Origin of the sequence: Mycobacterium farcinogenes, assembly GCF_019739075.1 — a bacterium.
Lineage (GTDB): Bacteria > Actinomycetota > Actinomycetes > Mycobacteriales > Mycobacteriaceae > Mycobacterium > Mycobacterium senegalense.
This window is the reverse complement of sequence record NZ_CP081673.1, coordinates 4,680,818-4,702,927: the sequence shown is the minus strand read 5'-3', so window position 1 is coordinate 4,702,927 and position 22,110 is coordinate 4,680,818. Positions and strand designations below refer to the sequence as shown.

The window sequence follows — 22,110 nt, the reverse complement described above, 5'->3', positions numbered from 1 at the left end:
GTTGATCGCCGATCGCGCAAATGGCGTAGTTGACCGGAAACGGATGGATTCGCAGTATGACCTTCATTGACAAGATTCGTGGCCATTGGGCACGCCGCATGACGGTGGCGGCTGTGGCAGCGCTGTTGCTGCCTGGCTTGATCGGCGTTGCCGGCGGGTCGGCGACCGCGGGAGCCTTCTCCCGGCCGGGTCTGCCGGTGGAATACCTGATGGTCCCGTCGCCGTCGATGGGCCGCGACATCAAGATTCAGTTCCAGAGCGGTGGGCCGGGTTCGCACGCGGTGTACCTCCTCGACGGCCTGCGCGCTCAGGACGACTACAACGGCTGGGACATCAACACCAACGCGTTCGAGATGTTCCTCGACAGCGGCCTGTCGGTTGTCATGCCCGTCGGCGGTCAGTCGAGCTTCTACAGCGACTGGTACAACCAGGCCTGCGGTAAGGCCGGCTGCACCACGTACAAGTGGGAGACCTTCCTGACCAGTGAGCTGCCGCAGTGGCTGGCCGCCAACCGTGACGTCGCCGCGACCGGTAACGCCGCGATCGGCCTGTCGATGGCCGGTTCCGCCGCGCTGATCCTGGCGACGTACCACCCCGACCGGTTCATCTACGCCGGTTCGATGTCGGGCTTCCTGAACCCCTCCGAGGGCTGGTGGCCGTTCCTGATCAACATCTCCATGGGTGACGCCGGCGGCTACAAGGCCAACGACATGTGGGGCCCGACCGAGGACCCGAACAGCGCCTGGAAGCGCAACGACCCGATGGTGCAGATCCCCACGCTGGTGGCCAACAACACCCGGCTCTGGATCTACTGCGGTAACGGCCAGCCCAACGAGCTCGGCGGCGGCGACCTGCCTGCCACCTTCCTCGAAGGCCTGACCATCCGCACCAACCGGACGTTCCAGGACAACTACATCGCCGCGGGTGGCACCAACGGTGTGTTCAACTTCCCGGACGCCGGTACCCACAACTGGGCCTACTGGGGTCAGCAGTTGCAGGCCATGGTTCCGGACCTGCAGCGGGTGCTCGGCTAAGCAGCCCCCGCGAACAGACACAGAATTGCCCCAAGTCTTCGGACTTGGGGCAATTCTGTGTCTACTGGGCCGCGAGGGCCCTCACCCTAACCGGCCGAGCAGACGCAAATGTCCCCGAAACTGGCGTGTTTCGGGGACATTAGCGTCTGCTCGCGCAGAGGACGCTACTTCAATTCGGCCGAGGACAGGCCCAGCAGACGGCGGGCGACCACCAGCTGCTGGATCTGCTGAGTGCCCTCGAAGATGTCGAGGATCTTGGAGTCGCGGGCCCACTTCTCCAGCAGGGTCTGCTCGGAATAGCCCACGGTTCCGGCCATTTCGACAGCCTTGAGGGTGATGTCGCTGGCCACCCGGGCGGCCTTGGCCTTACCCATGGAGGCTTCCTTGGAGTTGGGGATGCTGTTGTCAGCCTGCCATGCGGAGCGGACGGTCAACAGGTACCCGGCCTCCCAGTCGGCCTCCATCCGCAGGAACTCCGCGGCGGCGGCACTCTGCGCGTGGGCCGGCTTGTCGTAGGAGATCTCGATGCCGGCCTCGGTCAGGATGGCGCGCAGATCCTCCAGGGCGGCGCGGGCGATCCCCACCGCCATGGCCGCCACGATCGGACGGGTGTTGTCGAAGGTCTCCATGACCCCCGCAAAACCCTTCTCCACGTGGATCTCCGGATCGCCCAGCAGGTTGTCCTTGGGAATGCGAGCGTTCTCGAAGCGGATCACCGCGGTGTCGGACGCCTTGATGCCGAGCTTGTGCTCCAGGCGCTCGACGGTCACCCCGGGGTGCTCACGCGGCACGATGAACGACTTGATCGCCGCGCGGCCCAACGATTTGTCCAGCGTCGCCCACACCACGATGTGGGTGGCCCGCGACCCCGCGGTGACGAAGATCTTCTCGCCGTTGATCACGTACTCGTCGCCGTCGAGCACCGCGGTGGTCGACACAGCCGCCGAGTCGGAGCCGAAACCGGGCTCGGTGATGGCCATCGCGGCCCACACGTCCTTGCCGAGCCGTTCGAGCTGCTCGGGTGTGGCCACCGAGGAGATGGCGGCGTTGCCCAGTCCCTGACGCGGCACCGAGAGCAGCAATGCCACGTCGCCCCAGCTGATTTCGAGGGCGTTGAGCAGCGCGGACATGTTGGCACCGTTGACGGTGACCTTCTCGCCCTTGGTGTTGGCGTCGTCGCGGAACGCCTCGGCGCCGGCGAACGAGATCGTCTTGGCTTCCGAGATGCCTTCGAACAGCGTGGCCAGCGTGTCCAGCTCGACCGGGTAGGCGTGCTCGGCGAGGTCGTACTTGCGCGAGATCGGGCGGAGCATCTCGGCGGCGCCCTGGTGGCCCTTCTCGATGACCGCCTGCAACTTGCGGGGCATTTCCAGATTGATTGCCATGATTAGTCTTTCGGTTCAAATACGCGGAACGATGGCTGGACTAAATCACCACGACACCCTCGGCGACGCCGATGGCCCGCAGATCGCGGTACCAGCGCTCGACCGGGTGTTCCTTGGTGTAACCGTGGCCGCCCAGCAGCTGCACGCCGTCCAGGCCGATCTGCATGCCCTTGTCGGTGCCGAGCTTGCGCGCCAGCGCCGCCTCACGGGCGAACGGCAGGCCCTGCTCGGCGCGCGCGGCGCCGCGCCAGGTGATCAGCCGCAGGCCGTCGAGCTCGATGGCGATGTTGGCCGTCATGAACGCCACCGACTGGCGGTGGGCGATCGGCTCGCCGAAGGCCTGGCGTTCCTTGATGTAGGGGATGACGTAGTCGAGCACGGCGTGTGAGGTGCCGACGGCCAGCGCGGCCCAGCCCAGCCGGGACAGTGCGATGGCCTCGCTGTAATCCTGGTCGGTCGCACCGTCCTCGCCCAGCAGGTTGGTCAGCGGTACCGCCACGTTGTCGAGCTCGACCTGGCCCAGTGCCGCGGCGCGGATGCCCATGCTCGGGTCAGCTTTGACCGTGAGGCCCGGTGACGACGCCTCGACGATGAACAACGCCGGCTTGCCGTTCAATTGTGCTGCCACGATGAACAATTCGGCGTCAGTTGCGGCCGGAACCAGCGATTTGACGCCGGACAGCCGGTAACCGCTGGGGGTGCGTACCGCGGTGGTCTTGAGTGCGGTGGGGTCGAACAGGGCGTGCGGTTCGGCGATCGCGACACAAGCCTGCGGCACGTTCTCGCCGGCGAATTCCTTGAGATAGGTGGCCTGCTGATCGGCGCTGCCCCAGTGGGTCAGTGATGCGGCGACACCGCCGGGTGCCAGGATCGGCAGGGCCAGGCCCATGTCGCCATAGGCCAGCGCCTCGGCGACCAGAGCGTTGGTCACGGTACTGCGGTGCTCGGCGATGCCGTCGAAGTCCTCGGGCACGTTCACAGCGGTGATGCCCAGTTCAGCGGCCTTGGCGATGAGATCCGCAGGGTAGGACGCGGCCTCGTCGGCGTCGTGCGCGGCCGGGCGCAGGATTTCCTCCGCGAACTCCCGGACCGTTTCGACGATCATCTGCTGGTCTTCGTCGGGGGTCAGATCGAAGTAGTCGGCCCCGCTGGCCTTGAGCCGGGTGGGCGCCTTGCCCAGCCCTTGGATCCGCTGGAACTGGCGCGTGGCCGCACCCGCGGTCGAAAAGACCTGCTTCACACCGTATTTCAGGCTGCGATTGAGCGGGTCCCGCAGGCCGTAGCGGTCCAGGAACTCCTGGCCGACCAGGGGCGTGATCAGCGCCAACCCGATGTCGGTCGCTGTCCGCTTGTGCTTGTGCAGTCCGACGGCGCTTTGCCGGCCGGAGCTGGAGGGACGGGATGGGGTGCCGTTCTTGGACGGCAGGGTGTTGGTCATGTCAGCTGCCTCTGTTGGTCGTGGCGACGCATCTGACCGTATCTTACTCCGGAGTAAGGTACGCCATCTGTTACCAACTTCACACCCGCCGGGACCGCATCAGCTCCGGTGTCAACCAACCGCGACAGGTGCCCTCACCTGCGCAAAGGGGCGCCGGCTTCGCAGCCGGCGCCACCCAGTCGGACCGTCGCCGCTCAGCTGGCGGAAAGCCTGGTCAGCACGGCGTCGTGCAGCAGTCCATTGGTTGCCAGCGCGCTACCCCCGTGTGCCCCGGGGGCCCCGTCGATGCTGGTGAACGTACCGCCGGCCTCGCGGATCAGGATGTCGAGCGGGGCGATGTCCCACAGCTTCACCTCGGGCTCGCAGGCGATGTCGACCGCGCCTTCGGCGACCATGCAGTACGACCAGAAGTCACCGTAGGCGCGCACCCGCCACACCGCGTCGGTGAGTTCGACGAAGCTGTCGCGGCGGTCATCCCAGCCCGTGGTGAGGTCTGAGTACGACAGGCTTGCCGAAGCGAGATCGGTAACCCCTGACACCGAGAGTTTGCGAGTCGCGCCGGCGAACGAGCCGAACGCCCCCTGTCCCAACCCTGCCCACCAGCGCCGGGCCAGGGCCGGGGCGCTCACCACGCCGACGGTCGGGACGCCGTCTTCCAGCAAGGCGATCAGCGTGCACCACACCGGGACGCCGCGGACGAAGTTCTTGGTGCCGTCGATCGGATCGATCACCCACTGGCGGCCGGTCAAAGTCGTTGTCCCGCCGAACTCTTCGCCGAACACCGTGTCGCCGGGGCGGGCGCTGGCGAGGGCGGCCCGCAACGATTCTTCGGCGCCACGGTCGGCGTCGGTGACAGGGGTCAGGTCGGGCTTGGTCTCGATGCGCAGATCCAGGGCACCGAAGCGATCCATGGTCAAGGAGTCGGCCTGGTCGGCCAATTCGAGGGCCAGCGTCAAGTCATCTGCGACGGTGTTCATGCCTCGGCTCCCACTCGTTGCGGTCCTCGCTCGTGCCTCGCTGCGATCCTTGCTCGTGTTCGCCTTCGGGTGCTCATGGGTGCAGTCCTACCATGGCCTGGTGTGGGAAATCGGCATACTCCTCTTGCTCGTGGGCGCACTGGTGGTGCTGTTGGCGCCACGGATCATGCAGCGCCGCGGAATTCGCGGTGAGATGGCGCACGGCACGTTGCTGGTCACCGGAGTGAGTCCGCGTCCGGACGCGACGGGGGAGCAGTTCGTCACGATCACCGGTGTCATCACCGGGCCGACGGTCAGCGAGCACGTCGTCTATCGGCGCATGGCCGTCGACGTGAACGAGTGGCCGGCCATGGGTGCACTGATGCCGGTGGTCTATTCGCCGGGCAACCCGGACAAGTGGGCCTTCGCACCGGACGTGCCGCCTCCGGTCTGATCAGGCGTGCCCGATCCGGAGTAGCTCGGCCACGCTGGCCAGCTTCACCCGCGGTCGGCCCAGCGACTCGCCGGCGGCGCGCTCATGCGCGTCGATCAGCTGCCAGTGCTCGCCGGTGACGAGCTTGGGCTGGTGTTCGAGCAGCCATTCGGCCAGTTCGGTGGTGTACTCCGCGCCTCGCTCGTCGACGCCGCGGGCGCGTAGGTCGTCGAGCAGGGTGTCGACGGTCTCCTGTGAATCCTTCTTGTTGCTGCCGATCACGCCGGACGGTCCGCGTTTGATCCAGCCCACCACGTATTCGTTGCGGCTGCCCTCGATTCGGCCGTCGGTGTGCGGAATCGTCCCGGAGCGTTCGTCGAACGGCAGGCCCGGTGTCGGCACGCCGCGGTAACCGACTGCCCGTACCACCAACTGGACCGGCAACTCTTCACGCTGCCCGGTGTCCTTGGCCACCACGCGGCCGTTGTCGTCGTGTACAAGTTCGTTGCGGCCCAGCACGATCGACTCGACCCGCTCCTCGCCGCGCAATTCGACGGGGGAGGTGCAGAATCGGAAAACGATGCGCCGCTTGGCTTCTCGGGGTGGCTCGTCGACATACTTGCGCAGCACCTTGATGTTCTGCTTGACGGTCTTGCCCGCCGCTTCCAGGTCGTCGTCGGTGATGCCGGCGAAATCGGCGGGGTCGAGGACGACGTCGACGTCGCCCAGCCCTTCCATGTCGCCCAACTCGCGCAGTTCCAGGGTGGTGAACGTCGCCTGCAACGGGCCCCGGCGGCCGATCACGACCACCTCTTCGACCCCGCGGGTGTCCAGTGAGGCCAGTGCGTGGTCGGCGATATCGGTGTTGGCCAGGGCTTGCGGATCGCTGACCAGGATGCGCGCCACGTCCAGTGCGACGTTGCCGTTGCCGACCACCACCGCGCGTCCGCCGGCGAGATTGGGCGCCATGCCGTCGAAATGGGGATGGGCGTTGTACCAGCCGACAAAATCGACGGCGGCCACACTGCCCGGCAACTCTTCACCGGGGATATTCAGGGCCCGGTCGGACTGCGCACCGATGGCATAGACCACCGCGTCGTAGCGCTGCGCCAATTCGCCCGGCGTGACGTGCTCGCCGACCTTGATGTTGCCGAAGAACCGGAACCGGGCGTCGGCTGCGGTCTTGTCGAACTGCGCGCTGATCGACTTGATCTTCGGATGGTCCGGGGCCACCCCTGAACGCACCAGGCCCCATGGGGTTGGCAGCATCTTCGAGCATGTCGACGCGCACATCGCGGTCGGAGTCGGGCGAATCGGCGAACTTCAGCAACGATGCGGCAGCAAAGAATCCCGAGGGGCCGGAGCCGACGATCGCTACGTGATATGGGCGCATACCCTGCCTTCTTACGAGCGGAAAAGCCGTTACAGCCCGGCTCTTGGCGTGCTGGGCCGGGTACCAACCGACTCTAAACACAGATCGTCGGCGCTGCCGCGAGTCGGAGAGAACTGCCCCCGAAATGCCGCCGGGTACCCTGAACATTCGTGGATCCAGACCGCCAAGCCGCCGTAGCCGCACTCGACACCACCCTGACGACCGTGGAGCGGGTGCTCGACATCGATGGCCTGCGCCAGCGGATCGACATGCTCGAGCAGCAGGCCTCCGATCCGAACCTCTGGGACGACCAGGCCCGTGCTCAGAAGGTCACCAGTGAGCTCTCACATGCACAGAGCGAGATGCGTCGGGTGCAGGACCTGCGTCAGCGTGTCGATGATTTGCCGGTGCTGTTCGAACTCGCCGCCGAGGAAGGCGGTGAAGAAGAGGTCGCCGAGGCCGACGCAGAGCTGGCCAAGCTGCGCGAGGAGATCGAGACCCTCGAGGTCCGCACCCTGCTCTCGGGGGAGTACGACGAACGCGAAGCCGTCGTGACCATCCGCTCCGGGGCCGGTGGCGTCGACGCCGCGGACTGGGCCGAGATGCTGATGCGGATGTACATCCGCTGGGCCGAGAAGCACGACTATCCGGTCGAGGTTTTCGACACGTCCTATGCCGAGGAGGCGGGGATCAAGAGCGCGACGTTCGCCGTGCACGCCCCGTTCGCCTACGGCACCCTCTCGGTCGAGCAGGGCACGCACCGGCTGGTGCGCATCAGCCCGTTCGACAATCAGAGCCGCCGGCAGACGTCGTTCGCCGACGTCGAGGTGCTGCCCGTCGTGGAAACCACCGACCACATCGAGATCCCGGAAGGTGACCTGCGCGTCGACGTGTACCGCTCCAGCGGTCCCGGCGGGCAGTCGGTGAACACCACCGACTCGGCGGTCCGGCTCACCCACATCCCGACCGGGATCGTGGTGACCTGTCAGAACGAGAAGTCGCAGCTGCAGAACAAGGTCGCGGCGATGCGCGTTCTGCAGGCCCGGCTCCTGGAACGCAAGCGCTTGGAGGAGCGCGCCGAGATGGACGCACTCAAGGGCGACGGCGGCAGCTCGTGGGGCAACCAGATGCGGTCCTATGTTTTGCACCCCTACCAGATGGTGAAAGACCTGCGCACGGAGTACGAGGTCGGCAACCCTGCCACGGTCCTGGACGGAGACATCGACGGATTCCTGGAAGCGGGGATCAGATGGCGCAACAGAAAAGATGAAGACGACTAACACGCTGATCGCCCTGCCGCTCGCCGACCGCTGGCACGATTTCTGGCACGGCGAGATCGGCGTCTGGATCCTGACCACGGGCCTGCGGATCGCCCTGCTGATCATCGGCGGTCTGCTCGCCGCGCGGTTCATCAACTGGGCCGCGCAACGCGTGGTGCGCCGGATCGACGCCGAATACCAGGAAAGCGATCAGCTGGTGCGCTCGGAGAGCGCCAAACACCGGCAGGCGGTTGCCTCGGTCATCTCCTGGGTGTCGGTGGCGGTGTTGTTCATCATCGTGCTCGTCGAGGTGACCGACGCTCTCGAAGTGCCCGTCGCGTCCCTGGTCGCTCCGGCCGCCGTGCTCGGTGCCGCACTGGGTTTCGGTGCCCAACGCATCGTGCAGGATCTGCTCGCCGGGTTCTTCATCATCACCGAGAAGCAGTACGGCTTCGGTGATCTGGTTCGGTTGACCATCGCGGCGGCCAACGAGGCCGAGGGCACGGTCGAGGACGTCACGCTGCGAGTCACGAAACTGCGCTCCTCAGAGGGGGAGATGTACACCGTGCCCAACGGGCAGATCGTCAAGGCGCTGAACCTGTCGAAGGACTGGGCGCGCGCCGTGGTCGACATCCCGGTGCCGGTCAGTGCTGACCTCAACCTGGTCAACGATGTGCTCAACGATGTGGCGGAGAAGGCCGCCGAAGATGGCGAGCTGTCGAAGCTGCTGCTGGACAAGCCGCAGTTGATGGGCGTGGAGAGCATCGGCCTGGACACGGTGAACCTGCGGATGGTGGCGCGCACCCTGCCGGGCAAACAGTTCGACGTCGGTAGGCGGCTGCGGGTACGGGTGGTGCGAGCGCTTCGCCGCGCCGGCGTGGTGACCTCGTCGGATGCGTCGGTCGCCGCAGCCGGAGACGTCATCCACCCGACCGCTGTCGCCGAAACCCAGGCGACGACGTCGGCGGCGGGCTCGGCACAGGAGCAGAAGAAGTGAAGTTGGACTTCACCCGGGTGGCCGATGCCGCCACCAGGCTGTGGCGCAGCCGTGTCGGCCGGCTTCGTACGTCGACGGTCGTGTTGATCGTGGTGTTCATCGCGCTGTCATGGGTGCAGCAGCAGTACGCGCCCAAACAGTCCGCTCCGCAATCGCCGGACACTCAGGTGGTGCCGCCCGGATTCGTGCCCGATCCCGACTACACCTGGGTGCCTCGCACCAAGGTGCAGCCACCGCGCACCACCACCCCGACCGAGACGCCGGAGACCACCGAAACCACGATCCCGACGACCACGACGCCGACGGAGATCCCGGAGACCACCGAGACCACCACGCCGGGCGTGCCGACGAGTCCGACGACCACGACGGTGCCGGGGGCGCCGAGGACGACGGTGATCGATCCCGACGGTCCGGGACTGATTCCGCCGATCACGTTGCCGGTATTCCCGGGGCCGGCCCCGAGCCCGGCCGTCGAGCAGCCGCAACCCGGACAGGAGTCGGTGGCACCGACATTGCCGCGATAGCCTGACCTGCCGGATGCTTACGCCCCGCTACACTGGCGTGCCGTGATGATCACCCTCGACCACGTGACGAAGCACTACAAGTCTTCGGCGCGCCCAGCGCTCGATGACGTCTCGCTGAGAATCGACAAGGGTGAGTTCGTCTTCCTGATCGGCCCGTCGGGTTCGGGCAAGTCGACGTTCATGCGGCTGCTCCTGGCGGCCGAGACGCCCACCTCCGGCGACATCCGGGTGTCCAAGTTTCACGTCAACAAGCTGGCCGGCAGGCACGTCCCGAGCCTGCGCCAGGTGATCGGCTGCGTTTTCCAGGACTTCCGGCTGCTGCAGCAGAAGACCGTGTTCGAGAACGTGGCCTTCGCCCTGGAGGTGATCGGCAAGCGCGGCGAGGTGATCAACCGCGTCGTCCCGGACGTGCTGGAGATGGTCGGCCTGTCCGGCAAGGCCAACCGGCTGCCGAGCGAACTGTCCGGCGGCGAGCAGCAGCGCGTCGCCATCGCACGGGCCTTCGTCAACCGGCCGCTGGTACTCATCGCCGACGAGCCGACCGGAAACTTGGATCCGGAGACCAGCAAGGACATCATGGACCTGCTGGAACGGATCAACCGGACCGGCACCACGGTGCTGATGGCCACCCACGACCATCACATCGTCGACTCCATGCGTCAGCGGGTCGTCGAACTCGAACTCGGCCGGCTGATCCGTGATGAGCAGCGCGGCGTCTACGGAATGGATCGCTAAGTGCGCTTCGGCTTTCTTGTCAATGAAGTTCTGACCGGGCTTCGCCGCAACGTCACCATGACGGTGGCGATGATCCTGACCACCGCGATCTCGATCGGGTTGTTCGGTGGCGGTCTGCTGGTGGTGCGTTTGGCCGACCAGTCCCGTGACATCTACCTGGACCGGGTCGAGAGCCAGGTGTTCTTGACCGACGACATCTCGGCCAACGATCCCACCTGCGACGGCGACGCCTGCAAGGCGCTGTACCGCATGATCGACGACCGCGACGACGTGCGCTCGCTGAGCTTCCTCAACCGCGAGCAGGCCTACGACGATGCGATCAAGAAGTTCCCGCAGTACAAGGATGTGGCGGGCAAGGACGCGTTCCCGGCGTCGTTCATCGTGAAGCTCAACGACCCCGAGCAGCACGAGGCCTTCGACAAGGCGATGGCCGGCCAACCCGGTGTGCTCAACGTGCTCAACCAGAAGGACCTGATCGACCGCCTGTTCGCGGTGCTCGACGGGCTCAGTAGCGTCGCGTTCGCGGTGGCGCTGGTGCAAGCGATCGGTGCGGTGCTGTTGATCGCGAACATGGTCCAGGTGGCCGCTTACACCCGGCGCACCGAGATCGGCATCATGCGCCTGGTGGGCGCCACCCGCTGGTACACCCAGCTGCCATTCCTGGTGGAGGCGATGATCGCGGCGCTGATCGGTGTGGTGATCGCCATCGTCGGGCTGATCGTGGTCCGGGCGGTGTTCCTGGAGAAAGCGCTCGACCAGTTTTATCAGTCGAATTTGATTGCCAGGGTCGACTACGCTGACGTGCTCTACTTCAGCGCACCGTGGATGCTGTTCCTCGGCCTGGCCATGTCCGGCATAACCGCGTATGTGACGCTGCGGCTCTACATACGAAGGTAGTCGTGAACTAGTGGCGACCAAGAAGTCCAGCCCCGCCGGCAACAAGCAGATCGTGGCCAGCAATCGCAAGGCGCGGCACAACTACATGATTCTCGATACCTATGAGGCCGGCATCGCGCTGATGGGCACCGAGGTCAAGAGTCTGCGCGAAGGCCAGGCGTCGCTGGCCGACGCGTTCGCCACCGTCGACGACGGTGAGATCTGGCTGCGCAATGTGCACATCGCGGAGTATCACCACGGCACCTGGACCAACCATGCGCCGCGGCGCAACCGCAAGCTGCTGCTGCACCGCAGGGAGATCGACAACCTGATCGGAAAGATCCGCGACGGCAACCTGACCTTGGTGCCGCTGTCGATGTATTTCTCCGACGGCAAGGTGAAGGTCGAACTGGCGCTGGCCCGCGGTAAACAGGCCCACGACAAGCGACAGGACCTGGCCAAGCGGGACGCCGACCGTGAGATCACCCGGGAGTTGGGCCGCCGCGCCAAGGGCATGTGACCTGGCACCGCGAGCGTGCGTGTCTGCCGGCCGACACTCCGTGTCGAGCCGGCATTCCACGCACCCTCGGCGTCCCCGAGCGACACGAAACTGCTCGGAATAATGGCTTGGCGTTGTCCGTTAGATCTGGCGTACCATTGATCGTCCTGCCGAAAGTCGGCGGGGATGCGAGGGGCTGATCGGTTTCGACTTCGCGCATCGAATCAAGGGAAGCGTGCCGGTGCAGGCAAGAGACCACCGTAAGCGTCGTTGCAACCAATTAAGCGCCGATTCCAATCAGCGCGACTACGCCCTCGCTGCCTAAGCGACGGCTGGTCTGTCAGACCGGGAGCGCCCTCGGCCCGGACCCTGGCATCAGCTAGAGGGACCCACCCACGGGTTCGGTCGCGGAATCCGTGGGGACATCAAACAGCGACTGGGATCGTCATCTCAGCTTGTTCGCGTGACTGAGAGATCCGAGTAGAGACACAGCGAACTGCGCACGGAGAAGCCTCGAGGACATGCCGTAGGACCCGGGTTCAATTCCCGGCAGCTCCACTGTTTGACCAGCGAGAATAGTACGAGTATTGGCCACGTCAGCACCACGTCAGCACCACCGACGTTTAGGATGCCCGACGTGGCCTTTATTCGTGAACGCACACGCAAGGACGGCACGCCCTACTTTTCGGTTACGTACCGGGTAGGTGGGCGCGGTAGTCGCCAGTCGTCAACCTCGTTCCCGGACAGGGGGCAGGCCGAGAAGTTCTGCGCCCTGGTAGACGCATTCGGCCCGGAAGAAGCGCTCGCGAAGGCGGGGATCTCGGACACCACTCAGGCCATGTCGGCGCTCACGGTTGCCGAGTATCTGGACAGACACATCAAGGGTCTGTCGGGTGTGGAGAAGAAAACCGTCACGGAATACAGCCGCTATCTCACCCGCGACATCGCCCCGGTGCTGGGCGCTATCCCTCTCGCGAAGCTCACCCGCGATGACGTAGCCCTGTGGGTCACCGCGATGTTTGAGGACGGCGCAGCGGGCGGCACCATTCAGAACAAGCACGGGTTTTTGTCCGGCGCTCTCAAGAGGGCTGTGCAGGACGGCCATATCGCGGCTAATCCGTGCCAGGGCGTCCGGCTACCACGCACAGAGGAGGTCGAAATGACGTTCCTCACGGGCGAGGAGTACCAGACCTTCAAGTCGTATTTCAGCGACTACTACAAGCCGTTAGTCGAGTTCCTAGTGGCGTCGGGGTGCCGGGCAAGTGAGGCCTTCGCGCTGAAGCCAACCGATGTGGATCGTGTCAACAGCACCGTGCGGATTAGTCGCGCTTGGAAGAGGGCTGGTTCCAGCTATGAACTGGGGCCGCCCAAGACGCCCAAGGCTCGACGCACCATCAATGTTAGCCCTGCGGTGCTGGACCAACTGGACTACTCGCACGACTGGTTGTTCGTTGGGTCGAATGGTGGACCGGTCCGCCTGTACTCGTGGCGGGCCAACGTGTGGATCAAGACGCGCAACAAGGCCATCGCTGATGGCTTCGGGAAGAAACCCCGCATCCACGACCTGAGGCACACCTGCGCCAGTTGGATGCTGCACGCACAGCCGCCGGTCCCATTGCAGACGGTTCAGGCCCACCTTGGGCATGAGTCGATCAAGACGACGGTTGATCGGTACGGACACCTGGATAGGAGCAACCACGTCGTCGCGTCTGACGCCATCGCCAAAGTGCTTGGGTGATTTGCATCACGGCCCGCAAGTCGTCTGGAGTCCGCTGGAGTCCTCTGGAGTATTCAGTGGCTGTTGAATTGCTCCCTTTCGGCCGTTCTCGGGCCGAAAGGGAACGAATGGGTATGCGACGATATAGGTAGGTAGAAGCGGGGCGGAACGATCTACCTAAGGAATGGTGCGCAAAGTGCTCGCCAGTAGCATCCGCCAGTTAGAACCATTCGTATGTCAAAGTCCATTCTGATGGGAACTGATGAGTTCTTTGAGCTGACCGGCGTTCCTATTAACACGCAGAAAGATTGGCGCGCTAAGGGCAGCGTTAGGGGTCCGCAGTCCGCTGTCATTGGCGGAAAAATTAAGTACCGTCGTTCCGATGTTTTAGCCTGGCTTGACGAGCAGTTCAATGTTCCCGTTAAGCAGAAGGGTAAGTCTCTCAACAATTTCACTCCTCTTGGCAACCGGTCGCTTGCGACGGCGGCTAGCTGATCTTGCTTAGCTTGATTAAGCGATCAGACGTACATCGGAGGTGCAAGGGGAATATGAAGACGGACATAGTGGACTCCGCTGAAGAGTTCTTTTTGGACTCTGGAAGCGACCAGTTGGAGAAGATCTACGGGTGGGCTCGTGCTCGTCACGGTGCACCGTGGGCGGTGTTCTTCGGGGTGTTGCTGCGGGTCGCGGCAGGTGTTCCGCCGCATGTGCAGCCGCCTCCGGTAATCGGTGATCGTGCCAGCTTGAACCTGCTCTGCGCTTTCGTAGGGCCGTCTGGCGCGGGCAAGGGTAACGCCACAAAGATCGCGCGCGCGGCGTGGCCCACCGATGTTCTAGAGCTTCCTCCCGGGACCGGTCAGGGGATCGCCGAAGCGTTTGTGAAAAGGAACCCGGAGGATGAAAACTCCCCGGTTATCTTTGACATTCCAGAGATAGACACGATGGCGGGTCTTTCCAGCGCTCGGGGCAGTATCTTGCTGCCGACGATCAAGAGTCTGGCTATGGGTGAGCAGTTGGGCCAGGCTAATGCAACTAAGGACGCTCGTCGCATTGTCCCCGAGCACACCTATAGAGCTTGCATGTCGGTGGGTGCGCAACCGGGGCACACTGATGTGATATTTAATGACGCGAGCGGGGGTACCCCACAGCGGTTCCTGTGGGCACCTGTAACAGATCCGAATATGCCCGGCGGTAGGTTTCCTATGCCTGATCCGTTGGTGACGGACATGCCGAATTGGACCCCCAGGAATGATGGTGTGGTCGAGTTTGTCTACTCGGTGCCCGAGATTGAGGACACCATTATTGAGAACCATCTAGCGCGTCAACGCGGCGACGGGGACGCGCTAGACGGCCATGCGATTCTCACGCGCTGCAAGGTAGCGGCGTTGTTGGCGATCATGCACGGGCGTCTTGAGGTCACCGAGTGGGACTGGCGTATGTCTGAGACTGTAATGGCCGTGTCGAACGACACGAGGGCCGGTCTTGAGCGGGACAACGCCGAGATAGAACGTCGGCGCATCGAAAACCAGGGCCGTGAGAAAGCGTTCCGAGTGGACGGGTTTGAGGCCGGGCGGCTGGAATCGGTCATGCGCGCCATCCTTGAGAAGCTGCGAAAGTCGGGCGAGATGCCGGGTAGTGAACTGCGGACGAGTATTAACAGTGCTAACCGGAAGTGGTTCGATCAGGCGATTTCACAGTTAGCCGAGGATGGGCGGATTGTGGTTACGAGGGCCGGCTCAGGGTTCCGCTACCGCCTAACAGACAGCCGCCAGGGTGGCGACCCGCGCCAGGGCGGTTTAATGCAGGTCAGTGGGGATGGCGACCTTCGCCAGGGTGGCAGCGTGGATGCTCCTATAAGTTTAGAAAACCGCAGGTCGCAGAAAAATCACGCTAAGAAGGTGTCCTGCCGGGCCTGGCTTGAGGAATATCTTGCCGAACTGGTCAACCAAGGCCAGACCACCGCTGACCCGTTTGCTGTCCGTGACGCTGGCGTAGCGGCTGGCTACAACAGGAATCAACTGCACAATGCTGGCAGCACGCTGGGGCTAACAGGGTCTGTCTGGTCTCTCACGGCGTGACCATAGCGGAGAGAGAGATGACGCTGGCTGAACGAGGCGGACGCGGGGGTGTCAATGGGGGCACCCCCCAGGGGGTGAAGTTACGACTCGTCGTCCTGTGCAAGCACCCGATAGACCGTCGCACGGCTCACACCAAGCGTTGAGGCGATTGTGGCCGCAGGTTCTCCTGCCGCGTGCATCCGTTGTGCCAGTGCAGCTTTCTGCGTGTCGAGAGCCTTAGGCCGACCAATAGCTTGCCCGCGCGCTTTGCGTGCCTCGCGCGCCGCTGTACGACGCTCCCGACCAAGTTCAAGTTCAAGTTCGGCCAGACTCGCCAGCACGCCCGCGATCATGCGTCCTGCTGCGTTGGCGGTATCAATGCCCTCCCGCAGAGACCGCAAGACGATGCCACGCTCGCCAAGTTCCCTAATGGTTGTCATGACTTCGGCGGCGTTCCGCCCTAAGCGATCGATGCCGACAACCACGATGGTGTCGCCCTCACGTGCGTAGTCCAGCAGAGCTGCCAGGCCCGGGCGCTGTTCCCTCGTCGACATGCCAGACAGCTTGTCGCTGTAGACGCGGGCTGTGTCGACCCCAGCTTCAGTGAGCGCGTCGACTTGCTGATCGAGCGACTGATGTCCAGTGCTAACGCGGGCATATCCCAGGACGGTTCCGGCAGCGGCGAGGGCGACGGTGGCAACCATGCAAGGAGCATCTCAAAAGTCTCAGAATACGTCAAATTGAGACGATCATTCTGCGACGACTTCTGCGACACTGCGACCTGGAAGTTTCACCACTCGAATCACTCCGGGGCTGCGTGTCTCAGTTCTTTAGTTTCGAGACCTCTTCGTCCCCGACTGCCTCGATGTTCGCGCTGGCCAGTGGGTACCCAGTTGCAGTCTCTAATGTTTTCCGTCGCTATTTCACATCTCACCGAATCATCGCTCGGGTAGATGTCATCATTCGCTCATGCAACTTGTCACCCGCCTGCGTGGTGTGTGCGGTCAGCACCTGCGCTTCGTAGGATTGTTGGTCGTTCTGAGGCTTTTGCTACTAAACGAAGAAGAAGAGGAGGAAGTGCAAGGCGACTACGGCAGCGCCGCTCGGAATCCGCCCAAGCCAATAAAAGTTACAAACGCCTACGACTCTCGGTATTTAGGCATCATTGATGACGCGATCATCCGGCACAGTCATCTAGCAGCACGCATTCGTGCTAGATACCTAGCCTTTGTCTCGCTATCCATCACCTCGGCCGCCGCAGTACCTGTGGTGGTCTCTGCGGATCTGCCAGGTTGGGTCGCAGCTTTGTTGGGCGCTGTCACCGCAGCGGCCCAGGGGATCCAGCAAGTCCTACAAGACGGTCGGCTTGCAACCGCGCACCATACATCCGCGCGACGCCTAAGCGATGCCCGTCGACGCCTTCTCGCCGACCTGAGGAAAGGCGACGAAGACGTAGCTTTTGAGCGGTTTGTCGATAGGTGTGAAGACGCGATGGAGACGGACACGGAAATCTTCGCGAGCGCCCTTGAGCGCCTCGGGCGGGAGGGCCTCCCAGCGAAAGTGCCTGCACCCGAGTCCAACCCCGGGACTAGTTCGCGCCACACTTGAATGCACGGGCTGCGACAGTCGGTTCCAGCCGCCTCCTCGCGTAGTCAACCTTGAGAAACGCAGAGGGGTGGAACTGAAAGCCATCTAACCCGACGGACATACGGGTCTTTCCGATGCGACGGTCACCACACCCGCTACCCTTCCGTTGACGGTGGCGTCAATCAGAGGGGAATGAGTTGCCAGATTACGAGGATCAGTTTCGCGGCGACCTCGCCGAACATCTTTCACAGTTCACCGCCGCGCCGATCCTGTTCGTTGGGTCAGGTGTGTCACGCCGCTACCTCAACATGCCGGACTGGCAGTCGCTGCTGGAGACGTTGGCGGGCATGACAGACCGCGAGTTCAGCTACTACAGGTCGACTGCCAGCGAAGAGTTACCCAGAATCGCTGAGCTTCTTATCGAGCCGCTCAAGGACAGGCTCTGGACACCGAAAGAGAAGTCTCTCCGCAATCGTTATTCCGACGACCTGATCCGGCCAGACAGCGCACTCAAGATTTATGTTGCTGAGGTGCTAAATGGCATCGGCAAGAAGAACTCGGTGCCACGCTCGTTGCGATCTGAGGTCGAGGCGCTGCGCAGCGCCAAAGTGGACGCGATTATCACGACCAACTACGACTCGTTTCTTGAGTCCGTGTTCTCCGACTATCGCACCTTCGTCGGGCAGGACGAGTTAGTGTTCTCCGACCCGACTGGCATTGCCGAGATATACAAAATTCACGGCAGTCTCGACGCCCCGAACAGTTTGGTAATTACAGAGTCGGACTATGAGGCGTTCCGGGAGAGGAATGCCTATCTGGCGGCTAAGCTGCTTACGTTCTTTGCCGAGCATCCCGTGATCTTCATCGGCTACAGCATGACGGACAGCAATGTGCAGTCCATCCTGGGCAGTCTTGCTAGTTGTCTCACCGACGAACACATGTCAAGGTTGCAGGATCGTCTGCTCTTCGTGAATTGGGTCGAGGGCAGCCAGCATTCGATGGTGTCCACAGTGATCGGTGCCAATTCGCACAACGTTCCGGTGCGGGCAATCACGACTCCTGATTTCAAGGCAATTTTCGATGTCCTCGCTGCACTCGACCAAAAGATTCCAAAGCGGACCCTGCGCCAGATCAAGGAGAAGATTTACAAACTGGTTCTCGACAGCGAGGCGCAGGAGCGGCTGTTGCATGTCACCGACCTGGACGCTGTTGCCAACGATGACGCGGAGTTCGTCGTCGGATTGGGTGTGATCGCGGCGGTGCAGAAGCGCGGATACAAGATGGTGACTCGCCAGGAGCTTTGCCATGACGTGCTACACGAAACTGGAGAGTTCGATTCGGATTTTGTAGTAAAGATGACGCTGCCCGAGATGATGAGCCGTGCGGGGAACTTCCCGATGTATAAGTACCTGAAATCGGCGGGCTACCTTGATTCCAACGGGCATATCAAGGACGCCCAAGACATTTCGCCGAAGCTGCTGAAGCGTGTTGAGGACACCAGCAACCTGCGACCCAGTACGAGCATCATGCGGAAGGCGAAGCAGCTCGCTCAGGCTTACGGCACGCTAGCGGAGATGATCGATCAGTGTGCGATTGACGAGGTGCTGGCGCACTTCGGAGCCCTGCCGCACAACGCTATCGACATTCGGGTGCTCAGAGCATTTCTCACCGAGAACGAGGATGAGTACACCGACGAGGATGGCAAGCTGACTTCACAATTTACGAAGGCAGTGTGCATCTATGACCTGCTGAAGTACGGCCCTAAAGCTGATTGGGTAGCTGCGTGAGCGGCCAGCATCTGCGGGTCAGCGGTGGCAACAGCCGTCGAGATAGTTGGAGCGAGATGTGCTGACGGTGGTCAGCACATAGCCCACGTCAGCTCATGTTTTCCCATGTCGCACCGTGCTGACCCGTATCACGTTTGCGCAGTTCAGCCGCGATATGTGCGTCTTCAATTCCCGGCAGCTCCACCGAGAAGATGCAGGTCAGGGATCTAATCCCTGGCCTGTTTTCTTTTGCTGTCACTCACTCGTCGCGCCGCCACCCTGCGGCCCATCCAGGTACCCCAGCCCATTTGTCCTGGCTACACGCTAGATTGAGGCATGTTTTCTCGCCGCATAGCTAGCCCCCGAACGGGCAGTGCGCGGCCAGGTGGTCGCTGGGTCGGGCTTGGCGCTGCTGCACTTCTCACCTCCGGTTTTCCGCTCCTCGCCGTGACCGCACCGCCGGTGGCGAGCGCGGCTGACTGTGCCGACGTGGAGGTCGTCTTCGCACGCGGTACCGATGAGCCGCCGGGCATGGGCCGGGTGGGCGATGCCCTCGTCGATTCGCTGCGCAAGCAGGCCCCGGGGCTGACCATCAACACCTACGGGGTCAACTACAAGGCCAGCAAGCTTCAGCTGCATGGTGGCGACGGTGCCAAGGACGCGATTTCCCACATCAAGTCCACGCTGTCGTCCTGCCCTGACACCCAGATCGTGCTCGGCGGCTATTCGCAGGGTGCGAGCGTGATCAACATCGTGGCCGGCAACCCGCTGGGCGGCATCAAGTGGGGCGATTCGCTGCCGCCGGAATACGCGGACAACGTCGCGGCGATTACCACCTTCGGCGACGTAGGGACCCGCACCAAGCAAACGATCCAAACCCAGAGCGCGCTGTATGGGTCCAAGGCGATCGACCTGTGTAACCCCATGGATCCGATCTGCCACGAGGGCCAGGGCAACGAGTGGAGTGGACACACCGAGGGCTATGTCCCGGTGTACACCACCCAGGCAGCGGCTTTCGCGGCATCCAAGTTGCTGGCCGGCTCCGGCCAATCGGTGCCCGGGTACGGCCCGGCGCTACCGGACTATGGCTACGGGCCGGGCTACGGCCCGGACTCGTCGATGTCCGGTCCGACGTCACCCGGTTATGGGCAGTCGCCGGGCTACGTACCGACGCCGGGGTACGACCCGGACACCTCCGTGCACGGTCCGTCGCCGGCCTACGGCCCGGACGCACCCGGCTATGGACAGCAGCCAGGTCCGTCGGCTCCCTTGCCCACCACGTCGTCGCCGACGGGATGGGTCTGAGCGGATTCACACCGCTGCCTGCGATGGCAGCGAGATCGCGATCTCGGTGCCCCGGGCGTCGTGAACGTCCAGCACGCCACCGAGGGCCAGTACCTTGGCCCGAATCGAGGCGAAGCCGATGTGACCGGTTTCGACGCTCAGTGCAAGGCGCTCGGCTTGAATGCCCACGCCGTCGTCGGCGACGCACAGCGTGGCACGCCCCTCAGACCGTTGCAGCGTGAACCTCAGATTGTCGGCTTCGGCGTGCTTGATCGCGTTCGTCGAAAACTCCCGCGCCGCGCTGTACAGCAGGTGATCCGCGTCGGTGCGCAAATCCTCGGGCCAGTTCTGGAAGTCCACGTGGACCACGAGGTCGGTGCGCGCCGCGATGCCGTCGGCCAGTGAAGCGAGAGCGGCCCTGAGCCCGGCTCGGGCGAGCACTTCGGGATGGAGCTCACGGACCACATCGCGCAGCAGCCGGGAGCACTCGCCGAGCGCCGAATCCACCCGGTCCATGGACTCGGTGGAGCCCTCGCGCACCTCTTCCATCTCCCGGCGCGAAGCCAGAACATACTGCAGCGCACCGTCGTGCAGTCTTTCGGACAGGGTTTGCCTCTCGCGCTTTTCGAGGGAGACGATCTCTTCGAGCAGGTGGCTGCGTTCCTGCGCCAACCGGGCAATCGTCAGTTCCTTCGACTGCTGGATCCATGACAGAGTCACCGACCCCGCGGCCAGGCCGAACAACACCGCCGTCGTCGTGAGGATCGAGCCCCACGGTTCGTCGCCGTTGGCAGCCCGGTTGACCCATAGGACGACGACGTACGCGGCGACGGTGGGGACGGCGATCACCGCACTGACGAACGGATCCAGCTGAGCCGCCGCGATCAGCGGGATCAGAAACAGCCCGTAGTGGAGCACATCGGAGGTCCAGGTATTCGGTGAGCTGATGCCTGACTCCACCGAAAGTATCGACACCACAGCGACATCCGCGCACAGCATGAGCAACGCGACCCACCGCCGGGTTTCGATCTCGGCGTGATTGGACGGCCGTAGCGCCCAGAAACCCCAGCATACGATGGCCGCTATGTAGCCCATCCAGAGCAGCGCGTACGGCCATCGGTAGGTTTCGGGCGGTTGCAGGAACAACGCGAAGAAGATGAACGCCACCAACAGAATCCGCAGGGCGAACTGCAGCAGCAACCCGCGGAACGCCGCGCCCTGGGCGTACTGCCTCAAAGCCATTGCTGCCGCGCGCCTGACCATATTCGACTCCCGCACACCGCAAGGTTGGCTGAGTATAGGGCGACTTGATCGTGCCCTGAGGCCGGTTGACGAAGTTTCCCGGCTTCTGGCGCCGATCGAACCTCGCCTGGGATCATGGAAAACCGGACCCTAGGTGTGATGAGGCAGGGGGTTGATCGAATGTTGTCTGCCCAGCGTGAGTTTGCGGCGTACGGCCCGTCGCATTTGATCGTGCTGGCGGTGTTCGCAACGGGGGCCGTACTTTTGGTGACGGTCGGCCGCCGGCAGACCGACGCACAGGCCCGCATCATGAGCCGTGTCCTGGCGATGATCCTTCTCGGGGCCTTCGCCGTGGCCCTGGCCTACAAGCTGGTGGTACCCGACATCAGCACCTCGGTCCCGCTGCAGTTGTGTGACCTCGCCGAACTCGCCGCGGCGTACGCCCTGTGGTCGCAACGGCATTGGGCCTTCGTCCTCACTTACTACTGGGGTCTGGTGCTGAGCTCGCAGGCATTGCTGACCCCGGATATCGGTACGCCGAAGGAGGGCGCTCCGGACTTCCCGCACCATCTCTTCCTGACGTTCTTCACGCTGCACGTACTCGTCGTGTGGGCAGCCATCTACCTGACGTGGGGGAGAAGGATGCGCCCGCGCTGGCGCGACTATCGCCTCGCGGTCATCATCACCCTGGGATGGGTGGCCTTCACCCTTGCCTTCAACGTGGTGGCGGGAACCAACTACGGCTACCTCAACCGGAAGCCTCCGACCGCGTCCGTGCTCGATGTGTTGGGTCCGTGGCCGGTGTATCTGCTGGCGGAGGTCGCGATAGTGCTCGTCGTGTGGGCGTTGATGACCTGGCCGTGGGAGCGGGCACGGCAACGTGCGACGACGGGTGCGTCCAAGCTGTGAAATTGCTGTCAGTCGACGGGAAAAGTGATTATTGACACCA

General features: G+C 63.5%; 20 protein-coding genes, 1 other RNA gene and 1 pseudogene. 16 read left to right on the top strand and 6 right to left on the bottom strand.

The annotated features are described in order from the left end of the window. The first annotated feature begins 56 nt into the window (after positions 1 to 56). Positions 57 to 1,034, top strand: a complete 978-nt coding sequence (locus tag K6L26_RS22335) for an esterase family protein (protein ID WP_036388612.1) — start codon at positions 57 to 59, stop codon at positions 1,032 to 1,034. Between the two features lie 164 nt (positions 1,035 to 1,198). Here K6L26_RS22335 and K6L26_RS22330 read toward each other — a convergent pair whose 3' ends face one another. The 3 genes from K6L26_RS22330 to hisN all read right to left on the bottom strand — a co-directional run bounded on the left by K6L26_RS22330 (position 1,199) and on the right by hisN (position 4,834). Then, a complete protein-coding gene (locus K6L26_RS22330; RefSeq protein ID WP_036388610.1) occupies positions 1,199 to 2,419 on the bottom strand; it encodes an acyl-CoA dehydrogenase family protein in 1,221 nt (406 codons plus the stop codon). 40 nt (positions 2,420 to 2,459) lie between these two features. Then, complete coding sequence (locus K6L26_RS22325) at positions 2,460 to 3,857, bottom strand: acyl-CoA dehydrogenase family protein (protein ID WP_221851568.1); 1,398 nt, start codon at positions 3,855 to 3,857, stop codon at positions 2,460 to 2,462. 194 nt (positions 3,858 to 4,051) lie between these two features. Continuing rightward, positions 4,052 to 4,834 carry a histidinol-phosphatase gene (gene hisN / locus K6L26_RS22320; RefSeq protein WP_221851566.1) on the bottom strand — a complete coding sequence of 261 codons (783 nt, stop codon included), beginning with the start codon at positions 4,832 to 4,834 and terminating at the stop codon, positions 4,052 to 4,054. A 100-nt stretch (positions 4,835 to 4,934) separates the two neighbouring features. On the opposite strand from hisN, the gene K6L26_RS22315 reads away from it, so the two are divergent. Further along, positions 4,935 to 5,267 carry a hypothetical protein gene (locus K6L26_RS22315; protein WP_221853451.1) on the top strand — a complete coding sequence of 111 codons (333 nt, stop codon included), beginning with the start codon at positions 4,935 to 4,937 and terminating at the stop codon, positions 5,265 to 5,267. Here K6L26_RS22315 and K6L26_RS22310 read toward each other — a convergent pair. Next, a pseudogene (locus K6L26_RS22310) lies at positions 5,268 to 6,639 on the bottom strand (FAD-dependent oxidoreductase). Positions 6,640 to 6,788: 149 nt separating this feature from the next. On the opposite strand from K6L26_RS22310, the gene prfB reads away from it, so the two are divergent. The 10 genes from prfB to K6L26_RS22260 all read left to right on the top strand — a co-directional run bounded on the left by prfB (position 6,789) and on the right by K6L26_RS22260 (position 15,303). Further along, the gene (gene prfB / locus K6L26_RS22305; RefSeq protein WP_064896985.1) at positions 6,789 to 7,898 is read left to right on the top strand and encodes a peptide chain release factor 2; all 1,110 of its coding nucleotides are present in this window, start codon (positions 6,789 to 6,791) and stop codon (positions 7,896 to 7,898) included. After that, positions 7,885 to 8,874, top strand: coding sequence for a mechanosensitive ion channel family protein (locus tag K6L26_RS22300; protein WP_036388604.1), 990 nt, complete (start codon positions 7,885 to 7,887; stop codon positions 8,872 to 8,874). The genes prfB and K6L26_RS22300 overlap by 14 nt, the downstream gene beginning before the upstream one ends. Continuing rightward, positions 8,871 to 9,398 carry an Rv3103c family proline-rich protein gene (locus K6L26_RS22295; RefSeq protein ID WP_051752247.1) on the top strand — a complete coding sequence of 176 codons (528 nt, stop codon included), beginning with the start codon at positions 8,871 to 8,873 and terminating at the stop codon, positions 9,396 to 9,398. Before K6L26_RS22300 ends, K6L26_RS22295 begins: the two co-directional genes overlap by 4 nt. 45 nt (positions 9,399 to 9,443) lie before the next feature. Continuing rightward, complete coding sequence (gene ftsE / locus K6L26_RS22290) at positions 9,444 to 10,133, top strand: cell division ATP-binding protein FtsE (protein ID WP_036388603.1); 690 nt, start codon at positions 9,444 to 9,446, stop codon at positions 10,131 to 10,133. Further along, a complete protein-coding gene (gene ftsX, locus K6L26_RS22285; protein ID WP_019345966.1) occupies positions 10,134 to 11,030 on the top strand; it encodes a permease-like cell division protein FtsX in 897 nt (298 codons plus the stop codon). Positions 11,031 to 11,040: 10 nt separating this feature from the next. Continuing rightward, positions 11,041 to 11,529 (top strand): SsrA-binding protein SmpB, encoded by a 489-nt coding sequence (smpB, locus tag K6L26_RS22280; protein ID WP_019345965.1) that lies wholly within the window; start codon positions 11,041 to 11,043, stop codon positions 11,527 to 11,529. A 171-nt stretch (positions 11,530 to 11,700) separates the two neighbouring features. Further along, positions 11,701 to 12,069, top strand: a transfer-messenger RNA (tmRNA) gene (ssrA, locus tag K6L26_RS22275). Positions 12,070 to 12,136: 67 nt separating this feature from the next. Next, on the top strand, positions 12,137 to 13,246 hold the full coding sequence (locus tag K6L26_RS22270) for a tyrosine-type recombinase/integrase (protein WP_342394400.1): 1,110 nt from the start codon (positions 12,137 to 12,139) through the stop codon (positions 13,244 to 13,246). Between the two features lie 231 nt (positions 13,247 to 13,477). After that, a complete protein-coding gene (locus K6L26_RS22265; RefSeq protein WP_221851562.1) occupies positions 13,478 to 13,720 on the top strand; it encodes a helix-turn-helix domain-containing protein in 243 nt (80 codons plus the stop codon). Between the two features lie 53 nt (positions 13,721 to 13,773). Continuing rightward, positions 13,774 to 15,303, top strand: coding sequence for a hypothetical protein (locus K6L26_RS22260; RefSeq protein WP_221851561.1), 1,530 nt, complete (start codon positions 13,774 to 13,776; stop codon positions 15,301 to 15,303). Positions 15,304 to 15,383: 80 nt separating this feature from the next. Here K6L26_RS22260 and K6L26_RS22255 read toward each other — a convergent pair whose 3' ends face one another. Beyond that, positions 15,384 to 15,986, bottom strand: a complete 603-nt coding sequence (locus tag K6L26_RS22255) for a recombinase family protein (RefSeq protein WP_221851559.1) — start codon at positions 15,984 to 15,986, stop codon at positions 15,384 to 15,386. Positions 15,987 to 16,251: 265 nt separating this feature from the next. On the opposite strand from K6L26_RS22255, the gene K6L26_RS22250 reads away from it, so the two are divergent. The 3 genes from K6L26_RS22250 (at position 16,252) to K6L26_RS22240 (ending at position 19,940) form a co-directional block, all read left to right on the top strand. Continuing rightward, entirely contained in the window at positions 16,252 to 16,890 is a 639-nt protein-coding gene (locus K6L26_RS22250) for an SLATT domain-containing protein (protein ID WP_221851557.1), read from the top strand. Positions 16,891 to 17,066: 176 nt separating this feature from the next. Continuing rightward, on the top strand, positions 17,067 to 18,656 hold the full coding sequence (locus K6L26_RS22245; RefSeq protein ID WP_221851555.1) for an SIR2 family protein: 1,590 nt from the start codon (positions 17,067 to 17,069) through the stop codon (positions 18,654 to 18,656). Positions 18,657 to 18,971: 315 nt separating this feature from the next. Continuing rightward, the gene (locus K6L26_RS22240; protein ID WP_221851554.1) at positions 18,972 to 19,940 is read left to right on the top strand and encodes a cutinase family protein; all 969 of its coding nucleotides are present in this window, start codon (positions 18,972 to 18,974) and stop codon (positions 19,938 to 19,940) included. Positions 19,941 to 19,946: 6 nt separating this feature from the next. Here the strand turns inward: K6L26_RS22240 and K6L26_RS22235 are convergent, their stop codons facing one another. After that, complete coding sequence (locus tag K6L26_RS22235) at positions 19,947 to 21,161, bottom strand: sensor histidine kinase (protein WP_221851552.1); 1,215 nt, start codon at positions 21,159 to 21,161, stop codon at positions 19,947 to 19,949. Between the two features lie 180 nt (positions 21,162 to 21,341). Between K6L26_RS22235 and K6L26_RS22230 the strand changes: the two genes are divergently transcribed. Continuing rightward, positions 21,342 to 22,070 (top strand): YwaF family protein, encoded by a 729-nt coding sequence (locus K6L26_RS22230; RefSeq protein ID WP_047039033.1) that lies wholly within the window; start codon positions 21,342 to 21,344, stop codon positions 22,068 to 22,070. Positions 22,071 to 22,110 lie beyond the last annotated feature (40 nt).